At 68.2% G+C, this 25,355-nt stretch carries 22 protein-coding genes; 10 read left to right on the plus strand and 12 right to left on the minus strand.

The features are described from left to right. The 11 genes from WS87_RS31830 to WS87_RS31880 form a co-directional block, all read right to left on the minus strand. Positions 1-1,308 carry a hypothetical protein gene (locus WS87_RS31830; protein ID WP_082750705.1) on the minus strand — a complete coding sequence of 436 codons (1,308 nt, stop codon included), beginning with the start codon at positions 1,306-1,308 and terminating at the stop codon, positions 1-3. 3 nt (positions 1,309-1,311) lie between these two features. Continuing rightward, on the minus strand, positions 1,312-2,694 hold the full coding sequence (locus WS87_RS31835; protein WP_059820032.1) for a hypothetical protein: 1,383 nt from the start codon (positions 2,692-2,694) through the stop codon (positions 1,312-1,314). 33 nt (positions 2,695-2,727) lie between these two features. Beyond that, positions 2,728-3,774: a hypothetical protein gene (locus WS87_RS31840; protein WP_236873277.1), complete on the minus strand. Its 1,047-nt coding sequence runs from the start codon at positions 3,772-3,774 to the stop codon at positions 2,728-2,730. 56 nt (positions 3,775-3,830) lie between these two features. Continuing rightward, positions 3,831-5,633, minus strand: coding sequence for a hypothetical protein (locus WS87_RS31845; RefSeq protein ID WP_107938238.1), 1,803 nt, complete (start codon positions 5,631-5,633; stop codon positions 3,831-3,833). A gap of 58 nt (positions 5,634-5,691) precedes the next feature. Next, positions 5,692-7,164, minus strand: coding sequence for a S8 family peptidase (locus tag WS87_RS31850; RefSeq protein WP_059820029.1), 1,473 nt, complete (start codon positions 7,162-7,164; stop codon positions 5,692-5,694). Then, positions 7,161-7,982 carry a hypothetical protein gene (locus tag WS87_RS31855; protein WP_059820028.1) on the minus strand — a complete coding sequence of 274 codons (822 nt, stop codon included), beginning with the start codon at positions 7,980-7,982 and terminating at the stop codon, positions 7,161-7,163. The genes WS87_RS31850 and WS87_RS31855 overlap by 4 nt, the downstream gene beginning before the upstream one ends. Continuing rightward, positions 7,979-8,242: a hypothetical protein gene (locus WS87_RS31860; RefSeq protein ID WP_059820027.1), complete on the minus strand. Its 264-nt coding sequence runs from the start codon at positions 8,240-8,242 to the stop codon at positions 7,979-7,981. The genes WS87_RS31855 and WS87_RS31860 overlap by 4 nt, the downstream gene beginning before the upstream one ends. Then, complete coding sequence (locus WS87_RS31865; RefSeq protein WP_059820026.1) at positions 8,239-9,357, minus strand: hypothetical protein; 1,119 nt, start codon at positions 9,355-9,357, stop codon at positions 8,239-8,241. The genes WS87_RS31860 and WS87_RS31865 overlap by 4 nt, the downstream gene beginning before the upstream one ends. A 70-nt stretch (positions 9,358-9,427) precedes the next feature. Next, positions 9,428-13,216: an N-acetylmuramoyl-L-alanine amidase gene (locus WS87_RS31870; protein WP_236873278.1), complete on the minus strand. Its 3,789-nt coding sequence runs from the start codon at positions 13,214-13,216 to the stop codon at positions 9,428-9,430. A 9-nt stretch (positions 13,217-13,225) separates the two neighbouring features. Beyond that, positions 13,226-13,624, minus strand: coding sequence for a DUF3467 domain-containing protein (locus WS87_RS31875; RefSeq protein WP_059820025.1), 399 nt, complete (start codon positions 13,622-13,624; stop codon positions 13,226-13,228). A 161-nt stretch (positions 13,625-13,785) separates the two neighbouring features. After that, complete coding sequence (locus WS87_RS31880) at positions 13,786-14,688, minus strand: sigma-54 interaction domain-containing protein (RefSeq protein WP_236873279.1); 903 nt, start codon at positions 14,686-14,688, stop codon at positions 13,786-13,788. Between the two features lie 393 nt (positions 14,689-15,081). On the opposite strand from WS87_RS31880, the gene WS87_RS31885 reads away from it, so the two are divergent. Then, positions 15,082-15,261, plus strand: a complete 180-nt coding sequence (locus tag WS87_RS31885) for a hypothetical protein (protein WP_059820024.1) — start codon at positions 15,082-15,084, stop codon at positions 15,259-15,261. Here WS87_RS31885 and WS87_RS31890 read toward each other — a convergent pair. Further along, positions 15,227-16,177 (minus strand): LysR substrate-binding domain-containing protein, encoded by a 951-nt coding sequence (locus WS87_RS31890; RefSeq protein ID WP_059820023.1) that lies wholly within the window; start codon positions 16,175-16,177, stop codon positions 15,227-15,229. The two genes, WS87_RS31885 and WS87_RS31890, sit on opposite strands and share 35 nt — an antisense overlap. 131 nt (positions 16,178-16,308) lie before the next feature. Between WS87_RS31890 and WS87_RS31895 the strand changes: the two genes are divergently transcribed. The 9 genes from WS87_RS31895 to WS87_RS31935 all read left to right on the plus strand — a co-directional run bounded on the left by WS87_RS31895 (position 16,309) and on the right by WS87_RS31935 (position 25,349). Then, the gene (locus WS87_RS31895; protein WP_059820022.1) at positions 16,309-17,166 is read left to right on the plus strand and encodes an FAS1-like dehydratase domain-containing protein; all 858 of its coding nucleotides are present in this window, start codon (positions 16,309-16,311) and stop codon (positions 17,164-17,166) included. A gap of 18 nt (positions 17,167-17,184) precedes the next feature. Next, positions 17,185-18,342: an acyl-CoA dehydrogenase family protein gene (locus WS87_RS31900; protein WP_059820021.1), complete on the plus strand. Its 1,158-nt coding sequence runs from the start codon at positions 17,185-17,187 to the stop codon at positions 18,340-18,342. A 13-nt stretch (positions 18,343-18,355) separates the two neighbouring features. Then, complete coding sequence (locus WS87_RS31905; RefSeq protein ID WP_059820111.1) at positions 18,356-19,534, plus strand: CaiB/BaiF CoA transferase family protein; 1,179 nt, start codon at positions 18,356-18,358, stop codon at positions 19,532-19,534. Positions 19,535-19,709: 175 nt separating this feature from the next. Then, positions 19,710-20,219: a hypothetical protein gene (locus WS87_RS31910; RefSeq protein ID WP_059535954.1), complete on the plus strand. Its 510-nt coding sequence runs from the start codon at positions 19,710-19,712 to the stop codon at positions 20,217-20,219. Positions 20,220-20,275: 56 nt separating this feature from the next. Then, positions 20,276-20,788 (plus strand): hypothetical protein, encoded by a 513-nt coding sequence (locus WS87_RS31915; RefSeq protein ID WP_059535952.1) that lies wholly within the window; start codon positions 20,276-20,278, stop codon positions 20,786-20,788. 317 nt (positions 20,789-21,105) lie between these two features. After that, positions 21,106-22,260: a c-type cytochrome gene (locus WS87_RS31920; protein ID WP_059820020.1), complete on the plus strand. Its 1,155-nt coding sequence runs from the start codon at positions 21,106-21,108 to the stop codon at positions 22,258-22,260. 13 nt (positions 22,261-22,273) lie between these two features. After that, a complete protein-coding gene (ctaD, locus tag WS87_RS31925; RefSeq protein ID WP_059820019.1) occupies positions 22,274-24,034 on the plus strand; it encodes a cytochrome c oxidase subunit I in 1,761 nt (586 codons plus the stop codon). Then, positions 24,031-24,645 (plus strand): cytochrome c oxidase subunit 3, encoded by a 615-nt coding sequence (locus WS87_RS31930; protein ID WP_059820018.1) that lies wholly within the window; start codon positions 24,031-24,033, stop codon positions 24,643-24,645. Before ctaD ends, WS87_RS31930 begins: the two co-directional genes overlap by 4 nt. Beyond that, on the plus strand, positions 24,642-25,349 hold the full coding sequence (locus WS87_RS31935) for a heme-copper oxidase subunit III family protein (protein WP_059690457.1): 708 nt from the start codon (positions 24,642-24,644) through the stop codon (positions 25,347-25,349). The genes WS87_RS31930 and WS87_RS31935 overlap by 4 nt, the downstream gene beginning before the upstream one ends. Positions 25,350-25,355 lie beyond the last annotated feature (6 nt).

Consider the following 25,355-nt stretch of genomic DNA (forward strand, 5'->3'; position numbering starts at 1 on the left):
TCAGTGCTGCCCGGCGGGCAAACCGGCGGCGGGGGCCGGTTTGTTGGGGTTGTACGGCGTCGAGTTGCCCTGGATCACCGACATCATCTCGGGCGTCGCCATCTTCTCGAGCGGCAGGTAGTCGCTCTTGAAGTTGACGCGCACCTCGCCCGAGAGCTTCGCTTTCACCTCGGCCTTCGATTCGCTCGTGTCGTCGAGCGCCGACCCGACGGTCGCCACGTGTTCCTGCTGCCCCTCGAACGCGGCGTCGGCCGAATACGGCGTGTACCAGCTGCCGTAATGGGCGTTGAGCGATTCCTTGTATTTCTGGCTTTCGCGGTCGTGCATCGACGCGGTGTAGGTGCGTTTCGCGGTGTCGCTCGCGCGCATATCGAATACCACCTTGGCGTTGATCGACCCGTCGGTGACGACGATGCGATTGATGCCGAGCATGACCATCGACGACAGCAATTGCTGCCGCTGCTTCGCCATCTGGAGGCGCGCCGCAGTGACGAGGCGCAGCTCGGATTTGTCGTCGGACAGGTCGGTCACCGGCGGATCGAGGTTGTAGTTCCGGCTGATCTCGGCAAGCCGCTGCTGCGCGTTGTCGCCCTGCGCCACCAGCCGCGTCGGGGCCGCCGCCGCGGCCGCGCCGGTGCTGTCCGCGTCGAACGCATCGGCGCCTTCCTGCGCCTGCACCGACAGCACGTCCGGGAACGAATCGGCGAGATAGTCACGGCCGGCGCCCTCGCTGATGTTGTCGCTCATGAACTGCGCGGTGGTCTTGGCGACGTTGGCGATCAACTCGCCATATGCGCGCATCTGCTCGATCGAGCTTTCGACGATCGCCTGGAACACGTTCTTGATCAGTCCTCCTACGAATTTCGGAAAATCGACCTTCTTCACCATCTGGCCGAACTGCTCGACGCCCTGCTTCACCGCACCGGCCTGGAAGTCCTTGCCGGCGAAGCCGGGATCCTGCGCGAGCTGGCGCTTGGTCGCGGTGACGGGGTCGTCAGCCAGCGTCGCGGCGGCCGGCGCCGGCCGAGGCTGCGGCTGCGCGATCGGGTGCGCGAGGCCGGTGGGCGGCAGTTCACCGTTCGCCTCGCGCTCGGCGATCTCGGCATGCACGCCGTTCGGATCCGCCAGGTAAGCGAGCACGCGCACCGTATCCGCGGCGATGCGGCGGCGCTCGTCGTCGGGCAGGTCGAGGAACGACGGAATCGCGGTCAGCAGCCGGCGTACCTCGGGCCGCGTCGCGTCGAACGCGGCGGCGCTCGTGGGCGGCCGCACCGGGTGAAGCGCGTCGGGTGAAGCGGGCGGGCGCATGGCTCAGTTTCCCTTGGCCGGCGCCTGAGCCGCCGCCGCTGCCGGGGCAGGAGCCGCGGCGGGTGCGGCCGCGGCCGGCGGCGTTTTCGGACTGGGCAGCACGTTGGGATCGGCCGGCGTCGCGTTGCCGGTGATGGTGGCGATCATCTGCGGCGTCGCCATCTTGTCGAGCGGCAGGTAGTCGCTCTTGAAGTTGACGTCGACCGCGCCGGACATCTGGATCTTGGTCTGCATCGCCGCGTTGCTGGTTTCGGACGCGGCAGTCGACGCGGTGACGATCGGCTTGTTCTCGTATTCGTAGTCGCCCTTCGCGTAGTAGTCGGCGCTGTACTGGCGGCCGTTGTCCTTGTCGTTGCTGGAGTCGTACTTGCCGCCGCGATCGTAAGTGCCCTTGCCCGCGTAGGTCGACTGGACGTTGCCGTCCTTGTCGCGGGCGAGGTCGACCGCGCTGGCGCTGCGCTGCTTGGTGAGCGTGTCCTGCGCGCGCACGTCGTAGATGATCTTCGCCGAGATCTTGCCGTCGGTGACGACGATGCGGTTGATGCCCATCAGCACGATCGAGGCCAGCATCTGCTGACGCTGCTTGGCGAGCTGCATCTTGAAGCGGTTGACGATGGCCAGCTCGGAGGCCTCGTCCGACAGGTCGAAGGTGTCGCCGTCGCCCATCTGCAGGCGGGCGCGCACGGTCTTCGACGCCTCGTCGGGGTCGACCCCGTCGCGCACCTGCACGCGCGGGCTCGGCGTATCGCCGCTGTCGTCCATGCCGATCTCGAACAGGTCGGGAAACTGGCCGACCATATGATCGCGCGCCTGGTTCTCGGTCACATGTTCGTCGGCGAACTGGCCGAGCGATTTCGCCACCTGCGCGATCATTTCCTGATACGCCTTCATCTGCTCGATCGAGCTGTGCGTGATCGACTGGAACACGCCGCTGATCAGGCTGGCGACGAAGGTCGGAAACTTGACCTGGTTCAGCAGCTCGCCCGCGACCGCCGCGCCCTCGCGCGCGGCCGACGCGGTGAACTTGGACTTGCCGATGTCCTCGACTGCCTTGTTGTGGACGTTGAAATCCTGCTCGTGCGCCGAATGATCCGTGTTGTCGTCGAGCGTGCGCGCCGTGGCGGTGCCCAGCCCGCCCGGGATTTCATTGCCGGCGAACCCCTCGGGCCGGGCCAGATAGTCGGCGATCAATGCGGTGTTGCGCGCGATGTCGCGGCGATCGGCGTCGGGCATCGCGTTGAATGCCTGCGACCGGGTCAGCATCTGCGCGACGCCGTGGCGCACTTCGTCGGCCGGCACCGGCGCCGGCGGCATATGGCGCGGGGTGGCCGCGGCGGCGCTGGGCGGTGGCGCGATCGGCGTGGAACGGGCGGCTTGCGGGAACATGGCGACCTCGCGGGAAACGCGTGACGAAGCGATTCAGTTGGCCTGGGCAGGCGCGTCCACAGGCAGTTCGAACTCGATGGGGCGCAGGTAGAGACTCACCCGTGCCGGGCAGGCCGCGTCCGTGCGCAAGCTGATGATCGAGAAGCGGCCCGGCCAGTGCGCGTCCTCAGGCGTGAACGCGCCCATCCATCGCTCGAGCGCCTGCAGCCCGCGCGGACGCTCGGCGAGCCCCATCGTCAGCAGGCTGAGGAACGCCGGCGGCACGTCGGGGATCGCCGAGAGCAGCACGTAGAGCTCGAAATCCGGCCCGTCCGGACCGAGCCCGAACGCGAGCAGCGCGCCATGCGGCGGCAGGTCGAACCGCCCGCCGAGCACCAGCCCCAGAAGCTGCATGATGCCGGGAAGCCGATGGCCGATGCCGAGCGCGTCCATGACCGGCTGCAGATCGGCGAGCCGCAGCGCCCGGGTGCACGCGAACGTGAGCCGCTGGCCGCCGAGATCGCGCTGGGCCGCCATCGTGGTAAAGAGCGGCTTGAGCCCGGGCACCATCCGCAGCGCGGCCTGGACGACGCCGGCCAGGTCGCGGGGCAGGTTCTCGATCGTGCCGGCGTCGCCGGGCAGCTCGTAGTACACCTTGGACGCATAGAGCCCGTCGCGGTCGTAGCTGGAGCCGAAGAACGCGCCGTAATCGAGATTGCCGCCCGGCCGCGCGAAGCCGCGGAACGGCTCGCTCGCCTGGTCGAACCAGTGCAGCGCTTCGCGGCCGATGAAGTCCCGGATCAGCTTGCGCATTTCGCGGGTCGATTCGTCGCGCCGGTCGATCGCGGACGCCTCCGGCGGCAGCGGCTCGATCGTGAAGCGCAGGTTGCCCGGCTGGCTTTCCGAGAAGCTGGGCTCGAACGGTACCGCCATCGGCATCAGCGCGTTGTCGCGAAACCGCAGATCGTCGGCGCCGTCGCCGAACGTGCGCAGGAACAGGTCGCGCGACGGCGCGAATGGATCGGCGGTGCCAAGGCTTCGCGCGGCGCTTTTCAGGCGTCGCTCGACCCGGGCGACGACCGGTTCGCGGGATGTGGTCATGGGCATGGCTCGGCTCCGGCAGGGTTCGGGAATGGCGCAGCGCACGCAACGCCGGTTCAGTGCGGACGGTTCGCGTAATAGCTCGCCCCGTTGTGCGTGCCGACGCCGTAGCCCGCCTTCACCGGCACGCCCGCCCCCAGGCCGATGCCGGCGCCGATATCGCCGACGCCGTCCAGCATCTCGCGCGCCATCGCCGGGATCGGCACGGGCTTCGACGTCATCTGCGGCGCCTCGCGCGGCTGCGAGAACTGCTCGATCTGCGTATCGGTGGTCGCGGTATCGGCCAGCCACAGCTCGCACGCGTTGACCAGGTCGTAATCGGTCGGGTCGACGGTCGACTTGTGGTTCGACGAGACGTCGGGGTTGGCGATCTGGTCGATGCTGAGCAGCGGGCCGGTCGCCTTGTTGACGCGATCGACGTTGTTGGCCAGCCACGCGGTGATGATCGTGCCGCAGGTCGCCAGCGTGCGATAGCGCGAGCTGGTGCGCGCGCCGCCCAGATCGTAGGTCGCGACCTGGTCGATCACCTGCCACATGTCCTTGGCGCCGTAGCAGCCGCGGATCTCGGGGTCCTGCAGCAGGTCGATCATGAACTTGACCTGCGACTGGATCTCGCGCGCGGCGTAATGCGCCATGCCGTAGCCGTGCAGCGACAGGTTGCCGGCGAGATCGCGGGCGGCCTTGCGCACCTGCTGGTGGTTGATCGGGTTCGGCACGCTCGCGCGCAGCAGCGAGTCGACTTCGGTCTGGCGCACAAACGATGAAACCGACGACACGAAGCGGATCCACAAGTCGTTGAATTCGCGGTTGCCGGCCGTATTCGGATCGCCGCCCGGCACGCCGAGCGTGATCGCCGCGAAGTTTTTGCGCTCCTGCTCGGAGATGCGGTTCGGCGTTTCGCGCCAGTAGCGATAGAGCAGCTTGCCGGCGTTGCCCGGGCCGATCGGCAGCGTGCCGTGCTGGAACTGCTCGACGATGCGGTCGACCACCTGGAACACCTTGAGCTCGTCGAACATCGCGGCGACGATCATCGGGCCCATCACGCGCACGTTGTCGGCGACGATGTTCGCGTCCTCCAGATCCTCGAGGTTCGGCAGGTCGATGCCGAGATCGGCGATCGCGTCCTCGCCGCCGATGTTCTGGACGGTGTTCAGCTCCTCGTTGATGCGGCGACGCAATTGCGGTTCGTCGGCCTGGATCTTGCGCGCCTGCAGGCCGCGCATCACGCGCGCGAATTCGGTGGTGACCACCCCCGGCTGCTCGCCGCCGCGGCCGTCGGGATCGCCCTCGATGCACAGCAGCGCCAGCACCCGCTGCGCCAGCGCGCCGTACGAATTGGCCTCGCCCACCGCCGCGAAAAACTGGCGGGTAAAGGTGTTCATCAGCACGTTGTCGTCGTCCGGCACGGTCTTGCCGCCGTCGACCTTCACGGGCGGCGGCGTGGCTCCGTCCACCGAGAGGATGCCCAGCACCAGCGCGACGAGCGTGATCGACACAGCCTCCGGGTCCGAGCCGTTCGCGCCGTTCGCGCCATTGGCGCCGCTCACGTCGCCCGCGTCGAACACCAGCTGGCCGTTGACCTCGGAGAGCAGCGGCGGGTTGACCAGCGACTTGCTGGCCAGCAGTTCGCGGGTGGCGACGAACAGCGGATCGCACACTTCCGGAACGCCGTCGGACGGCTTCGTGTCGTAGACGACCGCGAGGATGGCCTTGCACAGCGCGAGCTGCTCCCGCTCGGCGGCGACCGGCGGCCGCTTCAGCGACTCGAGCCGGTTGACGATATCGACCAGCCCGTCGCGTGCCCGGGTCTCGAGGTCGACGAGGTCGAGGAAGCGGACTTGATTGTTGACATGAAACATTTAACTTCTCCTTGAAATCCGGTCGGTTCGGGGGAGTGAACGGGATCCGGTGCGCAAGTCAGCCGTCGTCGGCACGGCCTTCCTTGCCCGTGCAACCGTCGTCGCCCGCCGCGTCATAGGCGTCGATGCGGCCGGACAGCCCCTGCAGCGCCGCGGCCGCGTCGAGAATGCCGGCGCCGCAGCCGTCGGCCGCGCCGCGCGCGAACGGGCGCGCGGCGGCAACGAGCAGATCGCGCACCGTCGCGCCGTCGAGCGGATAGGCGCGACGCTGCGCGTATGCGACGAGCAGCGCCGCGGCGCCCGCGACGAACGGCGCGGCGAAACTGGTGCCGGTCGCAAGCTGATAAGCCTCGATCGCGGTCGTCAGCACCTGTTCGCCGGGTGCGCACAGCGCGACGTGCGGCCCGCGCGTCGAGAACGGGGCCGGCCGGCCGTCGTCGCCCACGGCGCCGACCGCGATCACCTGCGGGTAGGCGGCGGGCCAGTAGCGGCTCACGCTGCCGTTGTTGCCGCTCGCGGCAATGAGGATGCAGCCGCGCGCGGCGGCATACGCGATCGTGTCGGCGTGCGGTTTCGGGCGGTTGGCGGCGATCGTCGCATCGTCGGTGCCGAAGCTCATGTTGATGATCTTCGCGCCGAGGTCGACCGCGAGCTTGAGCGCGCGATCGAGATCGGCGATCGCGCCGAGCCCGATCGCGTGCGCCTTGCCCGGCAAACGGGCAGCGGCCAGGGCGCGCATCGGCAGGATGCGGCAGTCGCCGCCGAGCCCGCGCGGCATCGCCACGCCCTCCGCCGCGATGATGCCCGCGCAGCCCATGCCGTGACCGACGAAGCGGTCTTCGGGAAAATCGCCGCGATGGCCGTGACCGCTCAGCAGTTGCACGCCCGGCGACAGATCGCCAGGCTCCAGCCGCACGGTATCGGCGCCGGCGCGGAATGCGTGGGCGAATTCGGGATGCTGGCGGGCGATGCCGCTGTCGATGAGACCGACCGTGACGCCGCTGTCGCCTGGCTCGATCGCGTGCGCGTCGGCCATGCGCACCAGCGCGCGCGCATCCTGCGCCACCCGCGCGGCCGGCGGCACGGGCGCCAGGCGGCCGGGCGCGTCCATCGGGACCGTCGCCACGTAGTTGGGCGTCACGCTTTCCACGGTCGCGAGCTGGGCGAGCGCGTCGCACAGTTCGCCGATCGGCGTGCCGGCCGGCACGCGCAACAGCAGCGTGCGGGCCATGCCGGTCATCTGTTCGATCGCGTCGTATCCGAGGTGCGCGTGCCCGGGCACCCAGCGCCCGGCTGCCGCGCTGAACGGGCGCACCGCGAGAAAGCGGCCGGCGAACGCGGCCACGATGCGGTCGACCGGGCCGCCGTCGATGCATTGCGCGGCGGCCAGCGCGCCGCGCGTCACGTCGCGGATCGACGGCACGTGCTCGGGCGCTTCGCCGAGCGCCAGCTTGACGAGCAGACTGGTCGGCAGGCTGAACTGACGCTCGCCGGGCGATGCCCAGGGCGTGCCGAGTGCATGGATCGTCATGGCCGCGCCTCCTCCTGACCGGGAACGGCCGCCAGCGTCATGGGCCTGGCCGCGGGCGCGGACGTCGGCGCGAATGCGCTCAGGTCGAACGCCAGCGCGGCAGCATGCCGGCTCGTCGGCGAGACGGCGAGTTCGCCCGCCCACTGGTCGCGACCGGGCGCGAGCAGCAGCTCGTCGTCCGTCGATTGCAACACCGCGACCGGGCGATTGCCGATCCGCACCAGCGGCGCGTGCGTGCCGTTGACGAGGTTGCGCCCGATCACGCGCAGCAGCGGCGACGCGTCGGGCTGCGCATCGGTGGCGGGCGCCACGGCCTCGACCCGCTCGACGCTCGGCGCGGACGCCCGGTCGAGCGCCCGGCGCAGCCGGTCCACGGACAGGTTGGTGACGCGGCCGATCGCATGCACCATGTCGCGCTGTTCGGCCTGCCGGAATTGCCGGACCGTGCGCACGCCGGCCCATTCCAGCCGTTTGCGGTCCTCGGCCGAAAGCTCGTCGCCCAGCGCGTCGAGCGGCTGGTCCTTGCTGTCCTCGGACAACGCGATCGCGTTTTCCTCGATCGCCGGCCGCGTGATGGTCGTGAAGACGAGATGGAACGTGCTGCTGTCGGTGTCGCCCGGGCCGGCGGGGCGAATCCAGACTTCGCTTTCGACGAATTCGACATGGGCGCGCAAGTCGAGGTTGACGTCCTTGATCGCGAAGGTCAGCGGCAGGTTGAGGTTGCGCGCCTTGATCGCCATCGCCGCCTGCGCGTTGTCGAGCTGGCTCTGCACGGCCTGGATGAAATCCTCGAGGCGCAGGCTGGCGTTGCTGTTCATTGCCCCGCTCCGTCGATCGGCACGGCTTCGAGGACGATCGCGAGCCGCGCCGGCTCCGGATCGAAGGCCGTGCGGGTCAGGAACTGCGGCAGGTCGCCGACCAGCTCGATGCCGTCGGCGCTGTGCGCGACGCGCAGGTCGAGCGGCAGCTCCATGGCCACCGAGCGCACCCGCAACCCCTGCGCCGCGCCCGCGGTCAGCTGTTCGGCAACGTCGGCGAACGCGCCCAGCGTCTCGCCCAGCGGCCGCGGCGAAATCATGTCGGTTCTCCCCGGGCGGATGCGGGCCGCGTGGCGGGAGCGGCCGGTGCGCCAAGCACGGCGGGCGTCGCGGACGCGGCCGGCAATGCCGGCGCGGCGGCCGGCGCCGGTGTCACCGCAGGCGCGAGTACGGGCGCCGCCGCCGGTGCCGCGGGCGGGGTGCCCGTCGCCGCCTGCGGCGCGATCCGCGCCGCAGGCCGGCTGTGGCGCTCCAGCAGATTGCGCGACGCCTCATCGACGAAACGGTCGAGCGGCAGCGTCTCCGAGGCGAAATTGATGCTCACCTTTCCGGTCAGCGTCGCCTTGAGATCGGTGTCGGTCTGCGCATTGACCGCGACGGTCGAGACCGTGGTGACGACATCGCCCGACGTGCCGCGTCCGCCCCAGGTCGTCTGTCCCGACGACGGGTCGTTCGACGTCGCGTACTGCACGGCGGCCCGGTCGCGCGCCTTGGCCTGGAAATTGAGGCTGGCCGCGATCGTGCCGTCCTTGACCACGACCCGCTGCATGCCGAGCAGCACCATCGTCGACAGCGTCGACAGCCGATGTTGCGCGACGCGCTCGCGGGCGTGGGGCAGCACCACCGATTCGAGCGTCTGGGTGTCGAACGCGCCGTCGGCCGCACCGAAATCGGCGAGCCACGCGGGCGCGGGCGTCGTGTCGTCGTCGCCGGGCCGGGCGACCGGCGCGAGGCGGTATTCGCCACCGTCCTGCACCAGCGTCACGTCGTGCGGATACTGCTCGACCAGCCATGCGCGCGCCTGTCCGTCGGTCACGTTCTCCTGCGTGAACTGGTCCAGCGGCTTGGCCACCGCGCCGACCAGGTCGGCGAAACTCTCCACTTGCTTGATCGAGCTGTCGACGATCGCGTCGTACGTGCCATGCACCAGGCTCGCGACGAAGGTCGGAAAGTCGATCGCATCGGCCAGCGCCGCCGCACGCCGGCCGATGGCGTCCGTCGCCTTCTCCTTGGGCGGCGCCGACGCGCCCGGCGCGCCGGACACCGCGGCGCCGGCCGGCGCCGCTTGCGGCAGCACGCCGTCCTGCCTGCCCGGGTCGCTCGATCCGGAGCCGTCGACGATCTCGCGGCCGAATGCGTCGCGAGCAAGTGCCACCGCGGGCGTTACCGCGCCGCGTGGTGGCGGAGGGGGGATGAGGCGGGCCATCGCGCGTGTCCCTCGAGGGTCAGGCAGGTTGCGGTTCGCGCGGCGCGGGCTGCGTGCCGCTTGCCGGAAGCGGCGGCGCGCCGTCGGCGCCGTGCACGGTCTGGAAGCGGCCGTCGCCGTTCAGCACCACCTCCGTCACCCCGACCTGCTCCTCCTCGCCGGCATGCCGGAACGTGGTGGTGATGCGCAGCGTGACACTCGCCCGCTCGGGGGTTCCCGAACCGCGGCCGATATCGGCGCGCACGAATGCGGTCCAGCCGTCGAGCATCTGCCCTTGGGCCGCGCCAATCGTCACGTCGCCGACCGCGCCGCCCTGCCACGCCCAGTCGATCGACACCGGCGCCGACGTGCGGCCGCTCGGCCCGTCGATGTATGGCCAGTCGTCGAGCGTGATGCGCTGACCCGGCATGCGCGGCTGCCCCGCGCCGCCCGCCAGCGCGTTGGCGGGCTGGACCAGCCCCGCCAGCTGCGCGAGATCGTAGCTGCGCCCGTCGCGGCTCTCGGTGCGCCGGGTCAGGGTCACGCCGAGGCCGAATTCGCCGCCTGCGGACGGCGGCTCGATGCCGAGCGCGTAACCCGCGCCCGCCGCGCTGCCGCGATTGATCATGTGGCCGAACGTGCCGCCCGAATGCATGAGCTGGATCACGCCGATGCCGGCCGCCGCCTCGAATTCCGACACGAAATCCTCGTAGGTCATGATGTAGCGGCTGCCGGTCGCGTGGGTCGGCGGCAGCGTCCGCGCGCCGGGATGGCCCGGCGTGCCGACCACGCGGTCGAGCGGATCGGTGATCCGCACGAAATACGCGTCGCCGCTGCGATACATGCCCGTCACCACCACCGCATGGAAGAAGTTGACCGGCGCACGCACGACTTCGGCGACCCAGATCGGCCCGTTCGCCTCCAGCAGCCGCCGAAAGCCTTCGGGCGCGAAGCACGCGTTGGGCTCGACGGTGAGGGTCGACGCAGCGGCGAACCCCGCCACTTCGGCCGGCGCCAGGCCGTCCCGCATCTGGCGCTCGAGGCTGATGCAGCGCGCCAGCAGCGTCGGATCGACACTCTGGTTGTCGCGCCAGCCGAGCACCATCGACGCGGCCGTCGCCCAGCACCCCATGTCGGTGGGCTGCGGAGTCATCTGCACGTCGTCCCAGTTCACCGTCCAGTCGTCGGCCCCCAGCGCGCGCGCGGCGCCCGGCGCGACCGCCAGCGCCTGGCTCATGCCGAAGAAGCCGCGGCTCGGGATCGGCGCCTTCAGATGGCCGACGTATGCAAGCGTTCCAGGGGCCATCGTGCCGGTCGACAGACTGGCGAGATCGCCCGGCGGCACCCAGTGAGGCGGCACGGTGACGATCGGCCTGCCTGCGTCCTGGAATGACTGGGCGACCAGTTGCGAGCAGAAGAAGTTGTCGGTGTCGGCGCCGTCTCCGAGTTCGATGCGGCCGACGAAGCGGCGGCAGCGCTCCGCCGCATCGCCCGACAGCAGGTCGCACGCGCGACGGTCGATCAAATAGCTGCCGCAGCGGACCAGCCCGACGTAGTTGAAACCGCGATCGAGATAGCGCGCGGCGGCATCGGCGACCTGCCGCTGCTGCGTATCGGTCAGGCCCGGCACCCGGAACGCGACCGCGAGGCGCGCATCGGCCAGCGCATCCGCGAGCGGACGCAGCTGAACACCGCCGGGAATCGCCTCGATCACCTGCCCGCCTTGGCCGACATAGAGCATCGCGTGGCTGACCTCGGCGCCGGAGCCGGCGCGAATGACACCGGAGCCCGGATTGCCGGTGGTGCTGAGAATGATGTCGCCGATCTCCAGTGCGTCGGTGCCGATCGACAGCCCGCCGACGCCGGGGTCGAGCGGAATGTCGTCGCCGAGGCCTCGGGCGGCGAGCCCCAGCGCCTGGCCGGCCGCTTGCGGCTGGCAGGTGCGGCTGGTGACCAGCCGCATGAAATAGTCCCAGTCCCAGTTGCCGTCAGGGCACGCGGTATGGCCGGTCGAGGTGTCGGCCTCGCGATGGCCCATGATCGTCGTGCGATTGATCGGCAGTTGATACTTGTCGCACAGCGACGCGACCAGCGCGGCCGAGGTTTCGTACTGAAGCTGGGTCGGCGCCAGCGCGTCGAAATGCTGGACGGTGCCGTTGCGACGCGGGTAGTCGGCGCCGCCGCGCTTCACCGCGATGTGTTCGATGCCGATGCTGCGCTGGTTCGAGCCCTTGCAGTGCCACGCCGTGTCGGCCTCGGAGACGAACTGGACGACTTCGCCCTCCTGCCCGACCAGGTAATGCGAACTCACCTTGGAGGTGGCATTGGTGAAGGTATTCACCACGCGCTGGACGGTGGGTACGTCGGCGATGTGGATGATGATGCGGTCGATCGTCTTGCTGCCGCGCCCCTCGTCGAAATTCGGGCTGGCCGCGGTGCGCGTGACGAGGCTGTTCTCGCGCGCGCCCAGCGCCAGCGCGCTGGCCGTCGCGGGCGGCTCGGCGCCCGCATCGTCGTCGCTGTACGGCGGCGTATCGATGCCGTAGGCCTCCGGGTCGTCGCTCAGGGCGCGCGACCACGCGAGCGACGACGACGTGGCAATCGTGCCCGCCGCGGCGCGCGAGACGCCGACGAAGATGCTCACCGGGTTGCCGACGCTGACGCCGGCCGACAATGTAACGCCGACGAATTCGCCGCGGGCGTTGAACAGCGCCGAGATGCCCCCGGCCGCGCTTTCGCCGACCATCACGCCGGCGGTCGTGCCGGTGCCCGAGAAGTCGTCGATATGGCCGCGCAGCAGGCTGATCTGGCCGGTGAGGCTCGCCGACACGATGTAGCCGAAGTCGAGCTCGCCCGACACGAACACGCCGATGTCGTCGCCATTGGCGTCGAAGATGACGCCGACCGCGCCCGAGGCCCCGGACTCCATCCCGGCGCCCGCGCCCGCGCCGATCGAGACCGACAGGCCGTTGCGCATCGCGACCGGCAGCAGCAGCATCAGCGACGCGGTGGCCGGATTCGCGCTCAGGATCGCGCGCAGCGCGGCCCGCTCGACGGTCGACAGCTTGCGGGGCCGCGGCCAGGTAAAACTGCGTCGGTCGCCGGCGATGCGGAACTCGGCATCGTCGCTCATCCCCTGCGAGACGGGCGCCGGCGCGGCGGCGGGCGCCGTGTGCGTGGCCGGCGCCGGCACCGGTACCGGTGCCTGCGGCTTCGCCTCGACGGGCGTTGCGACATTCAGCGGCGGAAGCGGACCGAACCCGTCGTCGTAGTGAACATCATGGTGCGGCGCAACGGGTTCGACGGCCGGCCGCGGCGCGGCGGAAGCAGCGCCCGGCGCGGCAGGCGCCGGTACGGCGGTCGCGCCCGGCCGGGTGCCGTCGCCCGCCCAGTTCAACAGCGGACTCCTGGCGGCGGCGCCACCGCGCGTCGGGAACACGCGGACCCTGCGCAACCCGCGATCGCTGAGCCCCGACAGCGACACGTAGGGGCTGTCGGCATTCGGCAGCACGTCGATCGTCCATGCATCGACATCGGGCGAAGCGGCCGTGGCGAGACCGAACCACAGGCGGCCCGCGCCCACGAAGCGCGCCAGCACCGCCGGCGGCACCATGTACACCGCTTCGCCGCGCGGGATCGCCAGCAGGCCGTCCTCGCGGCTGGTGTAGAACGTCGACGACGTGCGCCCGTCCTTGCGCGTGAACAGCGCGGGATCGGTGGCGATCACCAGTTCCGCGACGCACGGCGCGTGGCCGACGCGAATCGTGAAGCCCAGCATCGGGAAACGGTCGGTCAGGACCATGCGGTTGGGATGGAGTTGCGCTGCCATGTCGTGTCCTCAGCTCTGGTTTTGATCGGGCTCGTCGCGACGGCCGCCGAGCATCGGCTTGCTGCGCGCATCGATCGCGCGCCGCTCGAATTCCTGCGGGGGAAGAATCGCTAGATCCGTTTCCGGTTCGCCGATGTCGGGGATGGCGTGGTGGGTCGCCTCGAACTGGGCGATCGCGCTCGCCAGCAATTGCGCGAGCAGCTTGGCGTGCACCGGGCTGACCGCGACGCGGCTCATCAACTGGACGTTGCCGGACTGCGGCTCGACCTGCCCGGCATCGATCAGGAACTCGAACGCGTTGTGCCCGACCTCGAAATAGTTTGCATAGCTGGCGAGCAGCGGCCGTGGCTGGCCGGCCGGCTGCGCCGGTTCCGGCGGGGCGTCCTGGAGTGGCTCGATGACGTGCACGACGGCCTCCTTGCATGGCGACGGGCGGTCTGTCCGTTCTGCTTCGCAAGGAGCGGGCCAATGCATATGCGCCGACACAAGCGCTTGATTTGGCGTGGAATTTCCCGACCGGAGCGGGATTCGAGAAAGCGGCGGAGCTGTACCATGTGACAGCCCGGCTGTCACACCGAGGCAGTGTTGCCGGCGTCCAGGTTGTACTTGGCCAGCTTGCGGTACAGCGTCATGCGCGACCAGTTCATCTGGCGCGCCGCCTCCATCTTGTTCCAGTTGGTCTGGCGCAGTACCGAGACCAGCCGCTCGCGCTCGTGCTCACCGGCCGAGAAATCCTGCAGGAACAGGCGGCGGAATGCCGGCGGCAGATCGCCCAGCCCGAACGGACGCCCTTCCGGCGCATCGACGAACAACGCCTCGACCAGGTTGCGCAGCTCACGCACGTTGCCCGGCCACCGGTAGTGCCGCATGCACTCGAGCAACGCCGGATCGGGCCGTCCCACGCGCATCGCGCGCCGCTGGTTGTGCTCGGCGACGAAGTGATCGACGATCGACGCGATGTCCTCCGGCCGCTCCCGCAGCGGCGGGATCTCGATGCGCGCGACGTTCAGGCGATAGAACAGGTCGGCGCGGAAACGGCGTTCCGCGACCAGGTCCTCCAGACTTTCGTTGCTGGCGGCCACGATCCGGACATCGACCGGGCGCCGGCGCAGCGAGCCGACCGGCATCACCGTGCGGTCCTCGAGCAGGCGCAGCAGCTTGGCCTGAACGGCGGGCGGCATCTCGCTGACTTCGTCGAGGAACAGCGTGCCGCCGTCGGCCTCGACGAAGCGGCCGGGAAACGCGTTCTGGGCGCTCGTGAAGGCGCCGCGCTCGTGACCGAACATCTCGGACTCGAACAGGCTGTCGGGCACCGCGGCGCAATTCACAGCGATGAACGGTTTGTCGGTTCGCGGGCTGAGGCGGTGGACGGCGGTGGCGACGCGCTCCTTGCCGGTGCCGGTTTCACCGGTCACGAGCACCGTCGTATCGGTCTGCGCGACCTTCGCCAGATAGCGGCGCAGGTCGGCCATCGCCGGGCTCGAGCCGTGCAGCCCGAGTGACGTCGCGTGAATGCCTGCGGTCGTGTTCATGCGCGCGCCGTTCGGCTAACAAACCGCTGACGGATGACGCGCAGCCCCGATTTTCATCGCCACTTCCCCCGGTGGATGTTGAGGAACAAGGCAAGCATCCTCTATGGCGATTGTCGGCACGCGTTTAATTAGTACTGTGATGCGTGTTGAATGGATGAGCCGCGTGTCTCGGCGCCGGCCGATAACCAGTGTAGTTTCAATATCGCGCTTCGTACAACCTGCCGACGGCCGATGTTTGCGCGCGAACGGCCGGCCGTCGGTGCGCGGGCGATCCGATCGACTCGGGCATGCTCGGCGCGATGGCGAATGTGTGATGTATGTGTCGTGTCACGCATGTTCATCGATCCGTCTGCAATCAGCATGCCGAACGAAAAGCCGATCGCGGCATTGGAGAATGCGTATCGTTCACGCGGCGCGCGCGGAGACTTCGCACACCGCATCCGCGGCGGCGGTCCGCGCATTCCGCTCACCCTGCCCGTCACGACGGCGCGGATTCGCCCTCGCGCAACGTGATGCCCGTCCACGCGCCGCTCGCGGCCAGTTCGCCGATCAGCTCGACGATCGTTTGCCGCACGGCGAGCGCGGCGGAATTGACCGGAGACGTGTTCGACCAGCACAGGCTGGCAGGCCGGCGAATTTCCGGCTCGACGATCCGGCGCATCCTCGGCCGGCTGGACGGCTCGCGCGACGCCAGCGCGGACGCCGGCAGGATCGTGCACGCGAGCCCCGACTGCGCGAGCGAGATCATCGTCGGCAGCGAATCGATATCCGCGATGACGTTGAGCGGCACTTCCTCGCGCGCGAATGTGCGTTCGAGCAGCAGGCGCAGCCCGTTCTGCACGCCCGGCGCGACGAGCGGCACGCCGGCGAGCGATGCGAGTGTGCACGTGCGCGCGCGCGACGACACCGCGCCGCCCGGCTCGCCGAGCAGATGCAGCACCTCGTCGAACAGCGGCATCGCGGTGATGCCGGTGGTGTTGGATTCGCGGAACAGGATCGCGAGGTCGAGCCGCCCGTTCGCCAGCAATTCGTTGATGAAGCCGCTCATGCTTTCGAGGTACTGCAGCCGGATACCCGGATAGCGCGCCCTCACCCGTTCGAACAGCGGCACGGCGAGACTCGACGTCATCGTGGTGGGAAAACCCACCGCGACCGTGCCCGACTCGCTGCCCGCGCCTTCCCGCACTTCCTGGCGCAGTTGCTCCATCTGCCGGAGCACGAGCCGCGCATGGCGATACAGGGCCTGTCCAGCCGCGGTCGGCTTCACGCCCTGCGGGCTGCGCACCAGCAGCGTGACGCCGATGTCGCCCTCCAGCTTCGCGATCTGCTGGCTCAGCGACGGTTGCGCGACGAACAGTTTTTCGGCCGCTTTCCCGAGGCTCCCGTATTCAACGATGCTGACGAAGTAACGGAGCTGGCGGATGTCCATGGCGGGTCGGTCGATGCGAGAAAGTCATAGGGTACCCCTATGACCGGCACATTCAAACGGTATTTCCCGCCGCGCGCGAGCTTCACCTAGAGTCACTTCATGCCAAGTCGAAACCGCCGGCCGGCCCGGCGATGGAGGTGACAGTGAACGCTCCCCGGTCGCATGCCAGCGACGATGTCCAACAGGTCGCGACCGACCTGATCAGCGCCGAACGGGCAATCGCCCTCGCGGCGACGCTCGACCATCCGACCGTTCCCGCGACCGGCGATGCGTTGCTGCCCGCCTGGCACTGGCTGTATTTCTGGTCGATCGCGCAGCAGGCCGAACTCGGCCCGGACGGTCATCCGCGCAAGGGCGGCTTCCTGCCGGACCTGGGGCTGCCGCGGCGCATGTGGGCCGGCGGCCGCCTGACGTTCGAACGCGCGCTGACGATCGGCGCGATCGCGACGCGCACGTCGCGCGTGCTGTCGGTCGAACGCAAGGAAGGCCGCAGCGGCACGCTCGGCTTCGTCACCGTCGAGCACGTGATCGAATCCGGGGGCGAAGTCGCGATCCGCGAGGAACACGACATCGTCTATCGCGGCCCGGCCGCGCCCGGCGCCGCCGCGCCCCCACCGAAGGCCGCACCCGACGATGCGCAATGGCAGCGCGACATCACGCCGGATGAAGTCATGCTGTTCCGCTATTCCGCGCTGACCTTCAACGGCCATCGCATTCACTACGACCGCACCTACGTGCGCGAGGTCGAAGGCTATCCGGACCTCGTCGTGCACGGCCCGCTGATCTCGACGCTGCTGCTCGACCTCGTCACGCGCTCGCTGCCCGGTGCGACGATCGGCGAATACGCGTATCGCGCGGTACGGCCGACTTTCCTCGGCAACACCTTCAGCGTGTGCGGCCGCCTCGCCGACGACGGCAAGACCGTCGATCTCTGGGCCAGGGATCACGACGGCTGGCTGACCATGTCCGCGAGCGCGATCCTCGCCTGACGTTCCCCGATACGAAACATGAATCCTGCCGACGCGCACCAAGCCATTCGCGAAGCCGTTCGCGACCTGTGCGGCGAATTCCCCGCCGAGTATTTCCGCAAGATCGACGCGGAACGCGGCTATCCCGACGCGTTCGTCGACGCGCTGACGAAAGCCGGCTGGCTCGCCGCACTGATTCCGCAGGAATACGGCGGCTCGGGCCTCGGCCTGACCGAGGCGTCGGTGATCATGGAGGAAATCAACCGCGCGGGCGGCAATTCCGGCGCGTGTCACGGCCAGATGTACAACATGGCCACGCTGCTGCGCCATGGTTCGGCCGAGCAGAAACAGCGCTATCTGCCGAAGATCGCGAGCGGCGCGCTGCGTCTGCAGTCGATGGGCGTGACCGAACCGACCACCGGCACCGACACGACGAAGATCAGGACAACCGCGGTACGCAAGGGCGACCGCTACGTGATCAACGGGCAGAAGGTGTGGATCTCGCGCGTGCAGCACTCCGACCTGATGATCCTGCTCGCGCGCACGACGCCGCTGTCGGACGTTAAGAAGAAATCCGAAGGAATGTCGATTTTCATCGTCGACCTGCACCACGCGATCGGCAACGGGATGACGGTGCGCCCGATCCCGAACATGGTGAACCACGAGACGAACGAGCTGTTCTTCGACAACCTCGAGATCCCCGCGGAGAACCTGATCGGCGAGGACGGCCAGGGCTTCCGGTACATCCTCGACGGATTGAATGCGGAGCGCACGCTGATCGCGGCCGAATGCATCGGCGACGGCTACTGGTTCGTCGACAAGGTGTCGCGGTACGTGAAGGATCGCGTCGTGTTCGGCCGCCCGATCGGCCAGAACCAGGGCGTGCAGTTTCCGATCGCCCGCGCGTTCGTCAACGTCGAGGCTGCGAGCCTGATGCGCTTCGAGGCCGCGCGCCGGTTCGACGCACACGAGCCGTGCGGCGCGCAGGCGAACATGGCGAAGCTGCTCGCCGCCGATGCGTCGTGGGAAGCCGCGAATGCGTGCCTGCAGTTCCATGGCGGCTTCGGCTTCGCGTGCGAATACGACGTCGAGCGCAAGTTCCGCGAGACGCGCCTGTATCAGGTCGCGCCGATCTCGACGAACCTGATCCTGTCGTACGTCGCCGAGCATATCCTCGGCCTGCCGCGTTCGTTCTGACGGAGCGATGAGCATGCGCCCACTGGAAGGCATCAAGGTCGTCACGTTCGAGCATGCGATCGCCGCGCCGTTCTGCACGCGCCAGCTCGCGGATCTCGGCGCGCGCGTGATCAAGGTCGAACGGCCGGGCGTCGGCGATTTCGCGCGGGGCTACGACGAACGCGTACCGGGGCTCGCGTCCCACTTCGTGTGGACCAACCGCTCGAAGGAAAGCATCACACTCAACGTCAAGCAGCCCGCGGCGCTCGACATCGTGCACAGGCTGCTCGCCGATGCCGACGTGTTCGTGCAGAACCTCGCACCCGGCGCGACGCAGCGCCTGGGGCTCGACGACGACACGCTGCGAGAGCGCTATCCGCGGCTGATCGTCTGCGACATTTCCGGCTACGGGCTCGACGGACCGTTCCGCGACAAGAAGGCGTACGACCTGCTGATCCAGAGTGAATCCGGATTCCTCAGCATTACCGGATCCGACGGCGAGCCGGCCAAGGCCGGCTGCTCGATCGCCGACATCGCGGCAGGCATGTATGCGTATACGAACATCCTCGCCGCGCTGATCGAGCGCGGCCGCACCGGACACGGCCGGCACATCGACGTGTCGATGCTCGAAAGCATGGCCGAGTGGATGAGCTATCCGCTCTACTACGCGATCGACGGACAATCGCCGCCGCCGCAAGCCGGCGCATCGCACGCGACGATCTTTCCGTACGGTCCGTTCAAGGCCGGCGACGGGAAGATCGTGATGCTCGGGCTGCAGAACGAGCGCGAATGGAAACGCTTCTGCGAGACCGTGATCCGCATGCCCGGGTTGGCGACCGACGAACGCTTCGGGTCGAACAGCCGCCGCGTCGCGAATCGTGACGAACTCGCGTCCGTCATCGTCCGCGCGTTCTCGACGCTGACGGCCGCCGACGTGATCGACCGGCTCGAGCAAGCCGGCATCGCGAACGCGCGGATGAACGACATGCACGGCGTCTGGGCGCACGAACAGCTCGCCGCGCGACATCGCTGGACCCGCGTCGATACGCCGGCTGGCGAGATCCCTGCCCTGCTGCCGCCCGGCGTCGCACCGAGCGACGAGCCGCGCATGGACCCGGTGCCGGCGCTTGGCCAGCATACCGATGGCGTGCTGCGCGAACTCGGCTATGCCGATGAACAGATTCATACGTTGCACGCATCCGGCGCGGTCTGACCGGGCCTTTCCGCGTTGAGCGAAGCGCGCGAAGGGTTCGATAAAAAGGGTTCCGTGCGAATTTCCGCCGCGCACTGAAGCGTGATCGCGTGTAACCCCGTACGCGCGAGCAGGCACCACGCTGCCGATGGTGACATAAAATAGAACGTACTCCAGACTGAAAAAGGGGGCCGACATGAGGCGCCTCTATTTCCTCGTACCCGACACGCAGATGGCCAAGGCGATCGTGGATGACCTGCTCCGCGCGCGCATCATCTGGCGCCATATCCACGTCCTCGCCGATCACAGCGTCACCCTTGAAGAATTGCCCGAAGCGTCTCTGCTGCAAAGCAGCGATGTCGTGCACGCGCTCGAGCGTGGTGTCGCACTCGGCGGCGCGACGGGGGCGCTCATCGGTCTCGTCGCGCTCGTGTTTCCCCCTGCCGAGCTCGTGATCGCGGGCGGCGCCGTCGTTGCATTGACGGTGGTGGGCGCGGGCTTCGGCGCGTGGACGGCCGGGATGATCGGCATCGCCGAGCCGAATGCGCGACTCGAGCGATTTCGTGACGCGATCAAGGAAGGCCAGATTCTGATCATGGCCGACGTGCCGGCACTGCGAGAGCAGGAAATCGAGCAGATGATCGCCCGACATTTTCCGCAAGCGGATCTGGAAGGCGGCGAGCCTACGTCACCGGTTTTCCCCTGACACGCGGAAACCGGCCTGCCTGAGTGCTGAGGTCGATCCTTCAGCAAGGAGGTCCTATGGAACTGCACATTCAGTCACACCATTGGCAACGGCGCATGCCGGACTGGCTCGCCGCTGCCGTGGCCGGTCTCGCGGGTGGCGCCCTGGTGATCGTGCTCGAATTCTTCTGGTCGACCATGGTGCTCGATGAAAGCCCGTGGCAACCGACCCACAAGATCGCGGCGATGGTGATGGGCCGTGGCGCGCTCGAACAGATGTCGGTGTTCAGCTTCAGCATCGTGGGAGTGGCGCTGCTGTTGCACTACGTGCTCGGCGCCATCATGGGGATGATCCTCGCCGCGATCATGGCCCCGTTCCGCTTCGATTCGAGCGTCGGCATGGAGGCCGTCATCGGCCTGGCGTTCGGGATCGTCGCGTATGTCTGGAACTTCTACGTGATGACCGCCGTATTCCCCTGGTTCATCTCGGAGCGCGGCTCCGGACCGTTGTTGGCCAACCTGCTGTTCGGGGTGGTCACCGCCGTCGTCTACGGCATGCTCGAACGGCGCAAGCAGAACGCGACGCCCTGACACGCCGTTGCTTCGCGCCGCGCAGGACGGCTGCCTCGACGATCCACGCCGGCGGCGGCCGTTTTGCTGGTCGTCGCCGGGAGATTGAACCATCAGTTGTGCGATGCATGCGGGTATGGGAGCGTGCTTCCTCCATTCCGCTGCCTTGCACGATGCAAAGGAGCAGACTACCTTTTCTTTAGAGCCGCCGACGACGCTTGGCGAATCGGTCTTGGTGGACTGCCGGCAACATGTAATACGAAATCCGGCAAGGCGGCACGACGATGCCAGGAGCGCGGGTTGGCGGCTCCGGCGTGTGACGCGCGGCGAGGCGGCCCATGGCGCTTGCGATTGCCCTGATCGTGATCATCGCATTGGCGGTGGGGTTTCACTTTGCCAGTCCCTGGTGGATCACGCCGATCGCGTCGAACTGGGTGCGCATGGACGACATGCTGACGATCACGCTCGTCATCACCGGCGCATTCTTCATCGCGATCAACCTGTTCATCGCGATCGCACTGATGCGCTACCGCCACCGCGGCGGGCATCGCGCGGCCTACGAGCCGCACAACCGGCGGCTGGAATGGTGGCTGATCGGCCTGACCGCCGTCGGCGTCGCGGCGTTGCTGGCACCCGGTCTGTTCGTCTACGCGGACTACATCCGGCCGCCGAGCAACGTGCTGCAGATGGAGGTGCTCGGCCGTCAATGGCAATGGCGCTTCCGCTTCGCCGGCCCCGGCGGCAAGCTGGGCACGACGGACGTGCGCTACGTCAGCAACGACAACCCGTTCGGCCTGAATCCCGGCGACCCCAACGGCCGCGACAACTACCTGATCGAGACGCCCGAGGTCCACCTGCCGCTGAACCGGCCGGTCCAGGTCCTGACACGGTCGCTCGACGTGCTGCACGACTTTTACGTGCCGCCGTTCCGTGCGCGCATGAACATGGTGCCCGGCATGGTGACGACCTTCTGGTTCACGCCGACCAAGGCGGGACGTTACGACATCCTGTGCGCGCAGCTTTGCGGTCTCGGGCACGCCAGCATGCGCGGCGTGGTGGTGGTGGAAGACGAGGCATCGTTCTCGCGCTGGCTGGCGCAGCAGACCACCTTCGCGCAGCGGCAGCAGGCCGGCGTGCAGGCCGCTGCCGCCACGGCGGGCGGCAGCGCCCAGGCGCTCGCCGACCAGGGCAAGGCGCTTGCGGCGGCCAAAGGTTGTTTCGCATGCCATACCGTTGACGGCAGTCCGCGCGTGGGCCCGACCTGGAAGGGCCTGTACGGCAAGACCGAAACGATGGTCGACGGCAGCACCGCGAAGGTGGACGAAGCCTATCTGCGCGCGTTCATCCGCAACCCGACGGCCCGCGTCGTAAAGGGGTACGCACCGATCATGCCGCATTTCGACCTGAGCGAGCAGGAGCTGACCGCGCTCGTGACCTACATCGAATCGCAAGGCGGCCCGGCTGCCAGCACCGCGGCCAACCGCCAGCCCTAGCGGAGCAGACGCAATGCCCTACGCGCACACCGATCACGTCCCGAAAAGCTTCTGGACCCGCTATGTCTGGAGCCAGGACCACAAGGTCATCGCCGTCCAGTATTCGCTGACGGCCATCGCCATCGGCCTGGTCGGCCTCGTCCTGTCGGACCTGATGCGGTTGCAGCTCGGCTTTCCCGGCAAGTTCAGCTTCATCGACGCCAACCACTATTACCAGTTCGTCACCATGCACGGGATGATCATGGTGATCTACCTGCTGACCGCGCTGTTCCTGGGCGGCTTCGGCAACTACCTGATCCCGCTGATGCTGGGCGCGCGCGACATGGTCTTCCCCTTTCTCAACATGCTGAGCTACTGGGTCTACCTGCTGGCCGTGCTGGTGCTGGTGGCGAGCTTCTTCGTGCCGGGCGGCCCGACCGGCGCTGGCTGGACGCTGTATCCGCCTCAGGCCATCCTGCCCGGCACGCCGGGCGTCGAATGGGGCATCCTGCTGATGCTCGTGTCGCTCGCGATCTTCATCGTCGCGGCAACCATGGGCGGCCTGAATTACGTGACCACCACGCTGCAGGCGCGCACCCGCGGCATGACGCTCATGCGCATGCCGCTCACGGTGTGGGGCATCTTCACCGCGACGATCATGGCGCTGCTCGCGTTTCCCGCGCTGTTCGTGTCGGCGGTGATGATGCTGCTCGACCGGACACTCGGCACCAGTTTCTTCATACCGGCCGTGGTGTCGATGGGGCAATCGCTCAAGCATGCGGGCGGCAGCCCACTGCTGTTCCAGCACCTGTTCTGGTTCTTCGGGCATCCGGAGGTCTACATCGTCGCGCTGCCGGCCTTCGGCATCGCGTCGGACCTCATCAGCACGCACGCGCGCAAGAGCATCTTCGGCTACCGGATGATGGTGTGGGCGATCGTCATCATCGGCGCACTGAGCTTCGTGGTCTGGGCGCACCACATGTTCATCGCCGGCATGGATCCGTACTTCGGCTTCTTCTTCGCGACCACCACGCTCATCATCGCCATCCCGACCGCCCTCAAGGTCTACAACTGGGTGCTGACGCTGTGGCGTGGCGATATCCACCTGACCGTGCCAATGCTGTTCGCCATCGGCTTCATCAGCACCTTCGTGCTGGGCGGGCTGACCGGGCTCTATCTCGGCAACGTGAGCGTGGACATTCCGCTGTCGAACACATACTTCGTGGTGGCGCACTTCCATATGGTGATGGCCGTGTCGCCGATTCTGGTGGTGTTCGGCGGCATCTACCACTGGTATCCGAAGGTGACGGGCCGCATGCTCGACGACACGCTCGGGCGCGCGCACTTCTGGGCCACCTTCGTCGGCACCTACGCGATCTACTTCCCGATGCACTATCTCGGCATCCTCGGCATGCCGCGGCGGTATTACGCGTACGAGGGCTACAGCTTCATTCCGCACTCGGCGCAGACGCTCAACACGTTCATCACCGTCGTCGCGCTGATCGTGGCGGTGGCGCAGTTGCTGTTCCTGTACAACCTGGCGTGGAGCCTCGTGCGCGGCAAGCGTGCCGACGGCAATCCGTGGCGGGCCACCACGCTGGAATGGCAGACGCCGCAAACGCCGCCGGCGCACGGCAACTGGGGGGCCGCACTGCCCGTCGTCTACCGTTGGGCGTACGAATACAGCCCGCCGGGACAAGCGGAAGACTTCGTCCCGCAAAACCAGCCGCCCGCGACGGCACCGCAACCGGAACCGGCCCGCTCGACGATTCAACCCGGCGAGGCACGCAAATGACCACGCTGCCGCGCACCTTCGTTCCCGACACGCCACCGCCCGTCTTGCCGAATGCGAGCCGCGTCGGCCTGATCGTGTTCATGGCCGTGGCAACGGCCTTGTTTTCACTGCTTCTGCTCGCGTACGGCATGCGCATGCGCGAACCCGACTGGCAGCCGATCCCGCATCCCGCGCTGCTGTGGTGGAATACCGGCGCGCTCGCGCTGGCCAGCGTCGCCATGCAGCGGGCCCGGCAACTGACCGTGCACCGCGTGGCGTGGCTGGTGTGCGGCGGCGGGCTGGCCGCCGTGTTCGTGATCGGGCAACTGAGCGCGTGGCGCATGCTGTCGGCGGCCGGGCAGACCGTCATCGCGAATCCTTCCAACAGCTTCCTCTACCTGCTCACCGGCCTGCACGGATTGCACGTGCTCGGCGGGCTGGCGGCCTGGGCCGTGACGATCGCGCAACGCCGGCATGTGGACCCGTTCCGGGCTCAACGCGCCATTTCGCTGTGCGCCCTCTATTGGCATTTCCTGCTGGCGGTCTGGCTCGTGCTGCTGGCGGCGATGTGGTGGCTCACCCCCGCGGTTGTCGCCGCCATCTGCGGGCCGCTGTATGGAGCCGCGCCATGACCTCGCCCACGCTCCCGCCGGAATCCGCTGCCACCCCGCCCGCCGACGCCGGGCCTGACGGCTGGCGCGGCATCGTCACGGACTGGTCGGCCGACCGCGAAGCCTTCAAGGTGCCGTGGGGCAAGGCGATGATGTGGATCTTCCTGCTGTCGGACACCTTCGTCTTCAGCAGCTTCCTGATCGGCTACATGACGGTGCGCATGTCGACCACGGCGCCGTGGCCCGACACGTCGAAGGTGTTCGGCCTCACCGTGGCGGGCGTCGACGTGCCGTTGCTGCTGATCGCCATCATGACATTCACGCTGATCACCAGCAGCGGCACCATGGCGATGGCCGTCAATTTCGGCTACCGGCGCAATGCTCGGCGCGCCGCCGCACTGTTGCTGGCGACCGCGCTGCTCGGCGTGACCTTCGTGTCGATGCAGGCCTTCGAATGGACCAAGCTGATCGTCCACGAAGGCATTCGCCCGTGGGGCAACCCGCTCGGCGCCACGCAATTCGGTGCGTGCTTCTTCATGATCACCGGGTTCCACGGCTTTCACGTGACCTGTGGCGTGATCTACCTGCTGCTGATCGCGCGCAAGATCCTGCAGCCGGGGTTCACCGAGCACGGCAACTTCCAGATCGTCGAGATCGCCGGCCTGTACTGGCACTTCGTCGACCTGGTGTGGGTGTTCATCTTCGCGCTGTTCTATTTGTGGTGAGGCCGT

Source organism: Burkholderia sp. MSMB0856 (assembly GCF_001524645.2).
Taxonomy (GTDB): domain Bacteria; phylum Pseudomonadota; class Gammaproteobacteria; order Burkholderiales; family Burkholderiaceae; genus Burkholderia; species Burkholderia diffusa.

Excerpts from the sequence above, each read along its gene's own strand:
- WS87_RS31830 (WP_082750705.1), bottom strand. The coding sequence starts at position 1,308 with ATGCGCCCGCCCGCTTCACCCGACGCGCTTCACCCGGTGCGGCCGCCC.
- WS87_RS31835 (WP_059820032.1), bottom strand. The coding sequence starts at position 2,694 with ATGTTCCCGCAAGCCGCCCGTTCCACGCCGATCGCGCCACCGCCCAGC.
- WS87_RS31840 (WP_236873277.1), bottom strand. The coding sequence starts at position 3,774 with ATGACCACATCCCGCGAACCGGTCGTCGCCCGGGTCGAGCGACGCCTG.
- WS87_RS31845 (WP_107938238.1), bottom strand. The coding sequence starts at position 5,633 with ATGTTTCATGTCAACAATCAAGTCCGCTTCCTCGACCTCGTCGACCTC.
- WS87_RS31850 (WP_059820029.1), bottom strand. The coding sequence starts at position 7,164 with ATGACGATCCATGCACTCGGCACGCCCTGGGCATCGCCCGGCGAGCGT.
- WS87_RS31855 (WP_059820028.1), bottom strand. The coding sequence starts at position 7,982 with ATGAACAGCAACGCCAGCCTGCGCCTCGAGGATTTCATCCAGGCCGTG.
- WS87_RS31860 (WP_059820027.1), bottom strand. The coding sequence starts at position 8,242 with ATGATTTCGCCGCGGCCGCTGGGCGAGACGCTGGGCGCGTTCGCCGAC.
- WS87_RS31870 (WP_236873278.1), bottom strand. The coding sequence starts at position 13,216 with ATGGCAGCGCAACTCCATCCCAACCGCATGGTCCTGACCGACCGTTTC.
- WS87_RS31880 (WP_236873279.1), bottom strand. The coding sequence starts at position 14,688 with ATGGCCGACCTGCGCCGCTATCTGGCGAAGGTCGCGCAGACCGATACG.
- WS87_RS31885 (WP_059820024.1), top strand. The coding sequence starts at position 15,082 with ATGTTCATCGATCCGTCTGCAATCAGCATGCCGAACGAAAAGCCGATC.
- WS87_RS31890 (WP_059820023.1), bottom strand. The coding sequence starts at position 16,177 with ATGGACATCCGCCAGCTCCGTTACTTCGTCAGCATCGTTGAATACGGG.
- WS87_RS31895 (WP_059820022.1), top strand. The coding sequence starts at position 16,309 with ATGGAGGTGACAGTGAACGCTCCCCGGTCGCATGCCAGCGACGATGTC.
- WS87_RS31900 (WP_059820021.1), top strand. The coding sequence starts at position 17,185 with ATGAATCCTGCCGACGCGCACCAAGCCATTCGCGAAGCCGTTCGCGAC.
- WS87_RS31905 (WP_059820111.1), top strand. The coding sequence starts at position 18,356 with ATGCGCCCACTGGAAGGCATCAAGGTCGTCACGTTCGAGCATGCGATC.
- WS87_RS31910 (WP_059535954.1), top strand. The coding sequence starts at position 19,710 with ATGAGGCGCCTCTATTTCCTCGTACCCGACACGCAGATGGCCAAGGCG.
- WS87_RS31915 (WP_059535952.1), top strand. The coding sequence starts at position 20,276 with ATGGAACTGCACATTCAGTCACACCATTGGCAACGGCGCATGCCGGAC.
- WS87_RS31920 (WP_059820020.1), top strand. The coding sequence starts at position 21,106 with ATGGCGCTTGCGATTGCCCTGATCGTGATCATCGCATTGGCGGTGGGG.
- ctaD (WP_059820019.1), top strand. The coding sequence starts at position 22,274 with ATGCCCTACGCGCACACCGATCACGTCCCGAAAAGCTTCTGGACCCGC.
- WS87_RS31930 (WP_059820018.1), top strand. The coding sequence starts at position 24,031 with ATGACCACGCTGCCGCGCACCTTCGTTCCCGACACGCCACCGCCCGTC.
- WS87_RS31935 (WP_059690457.1), top strand. The coding sequence starts at position 24,642 with ATGACCTCGCCCACGCTCCCGCCGGAATCCGCTGCCACCCCGCCCGCC.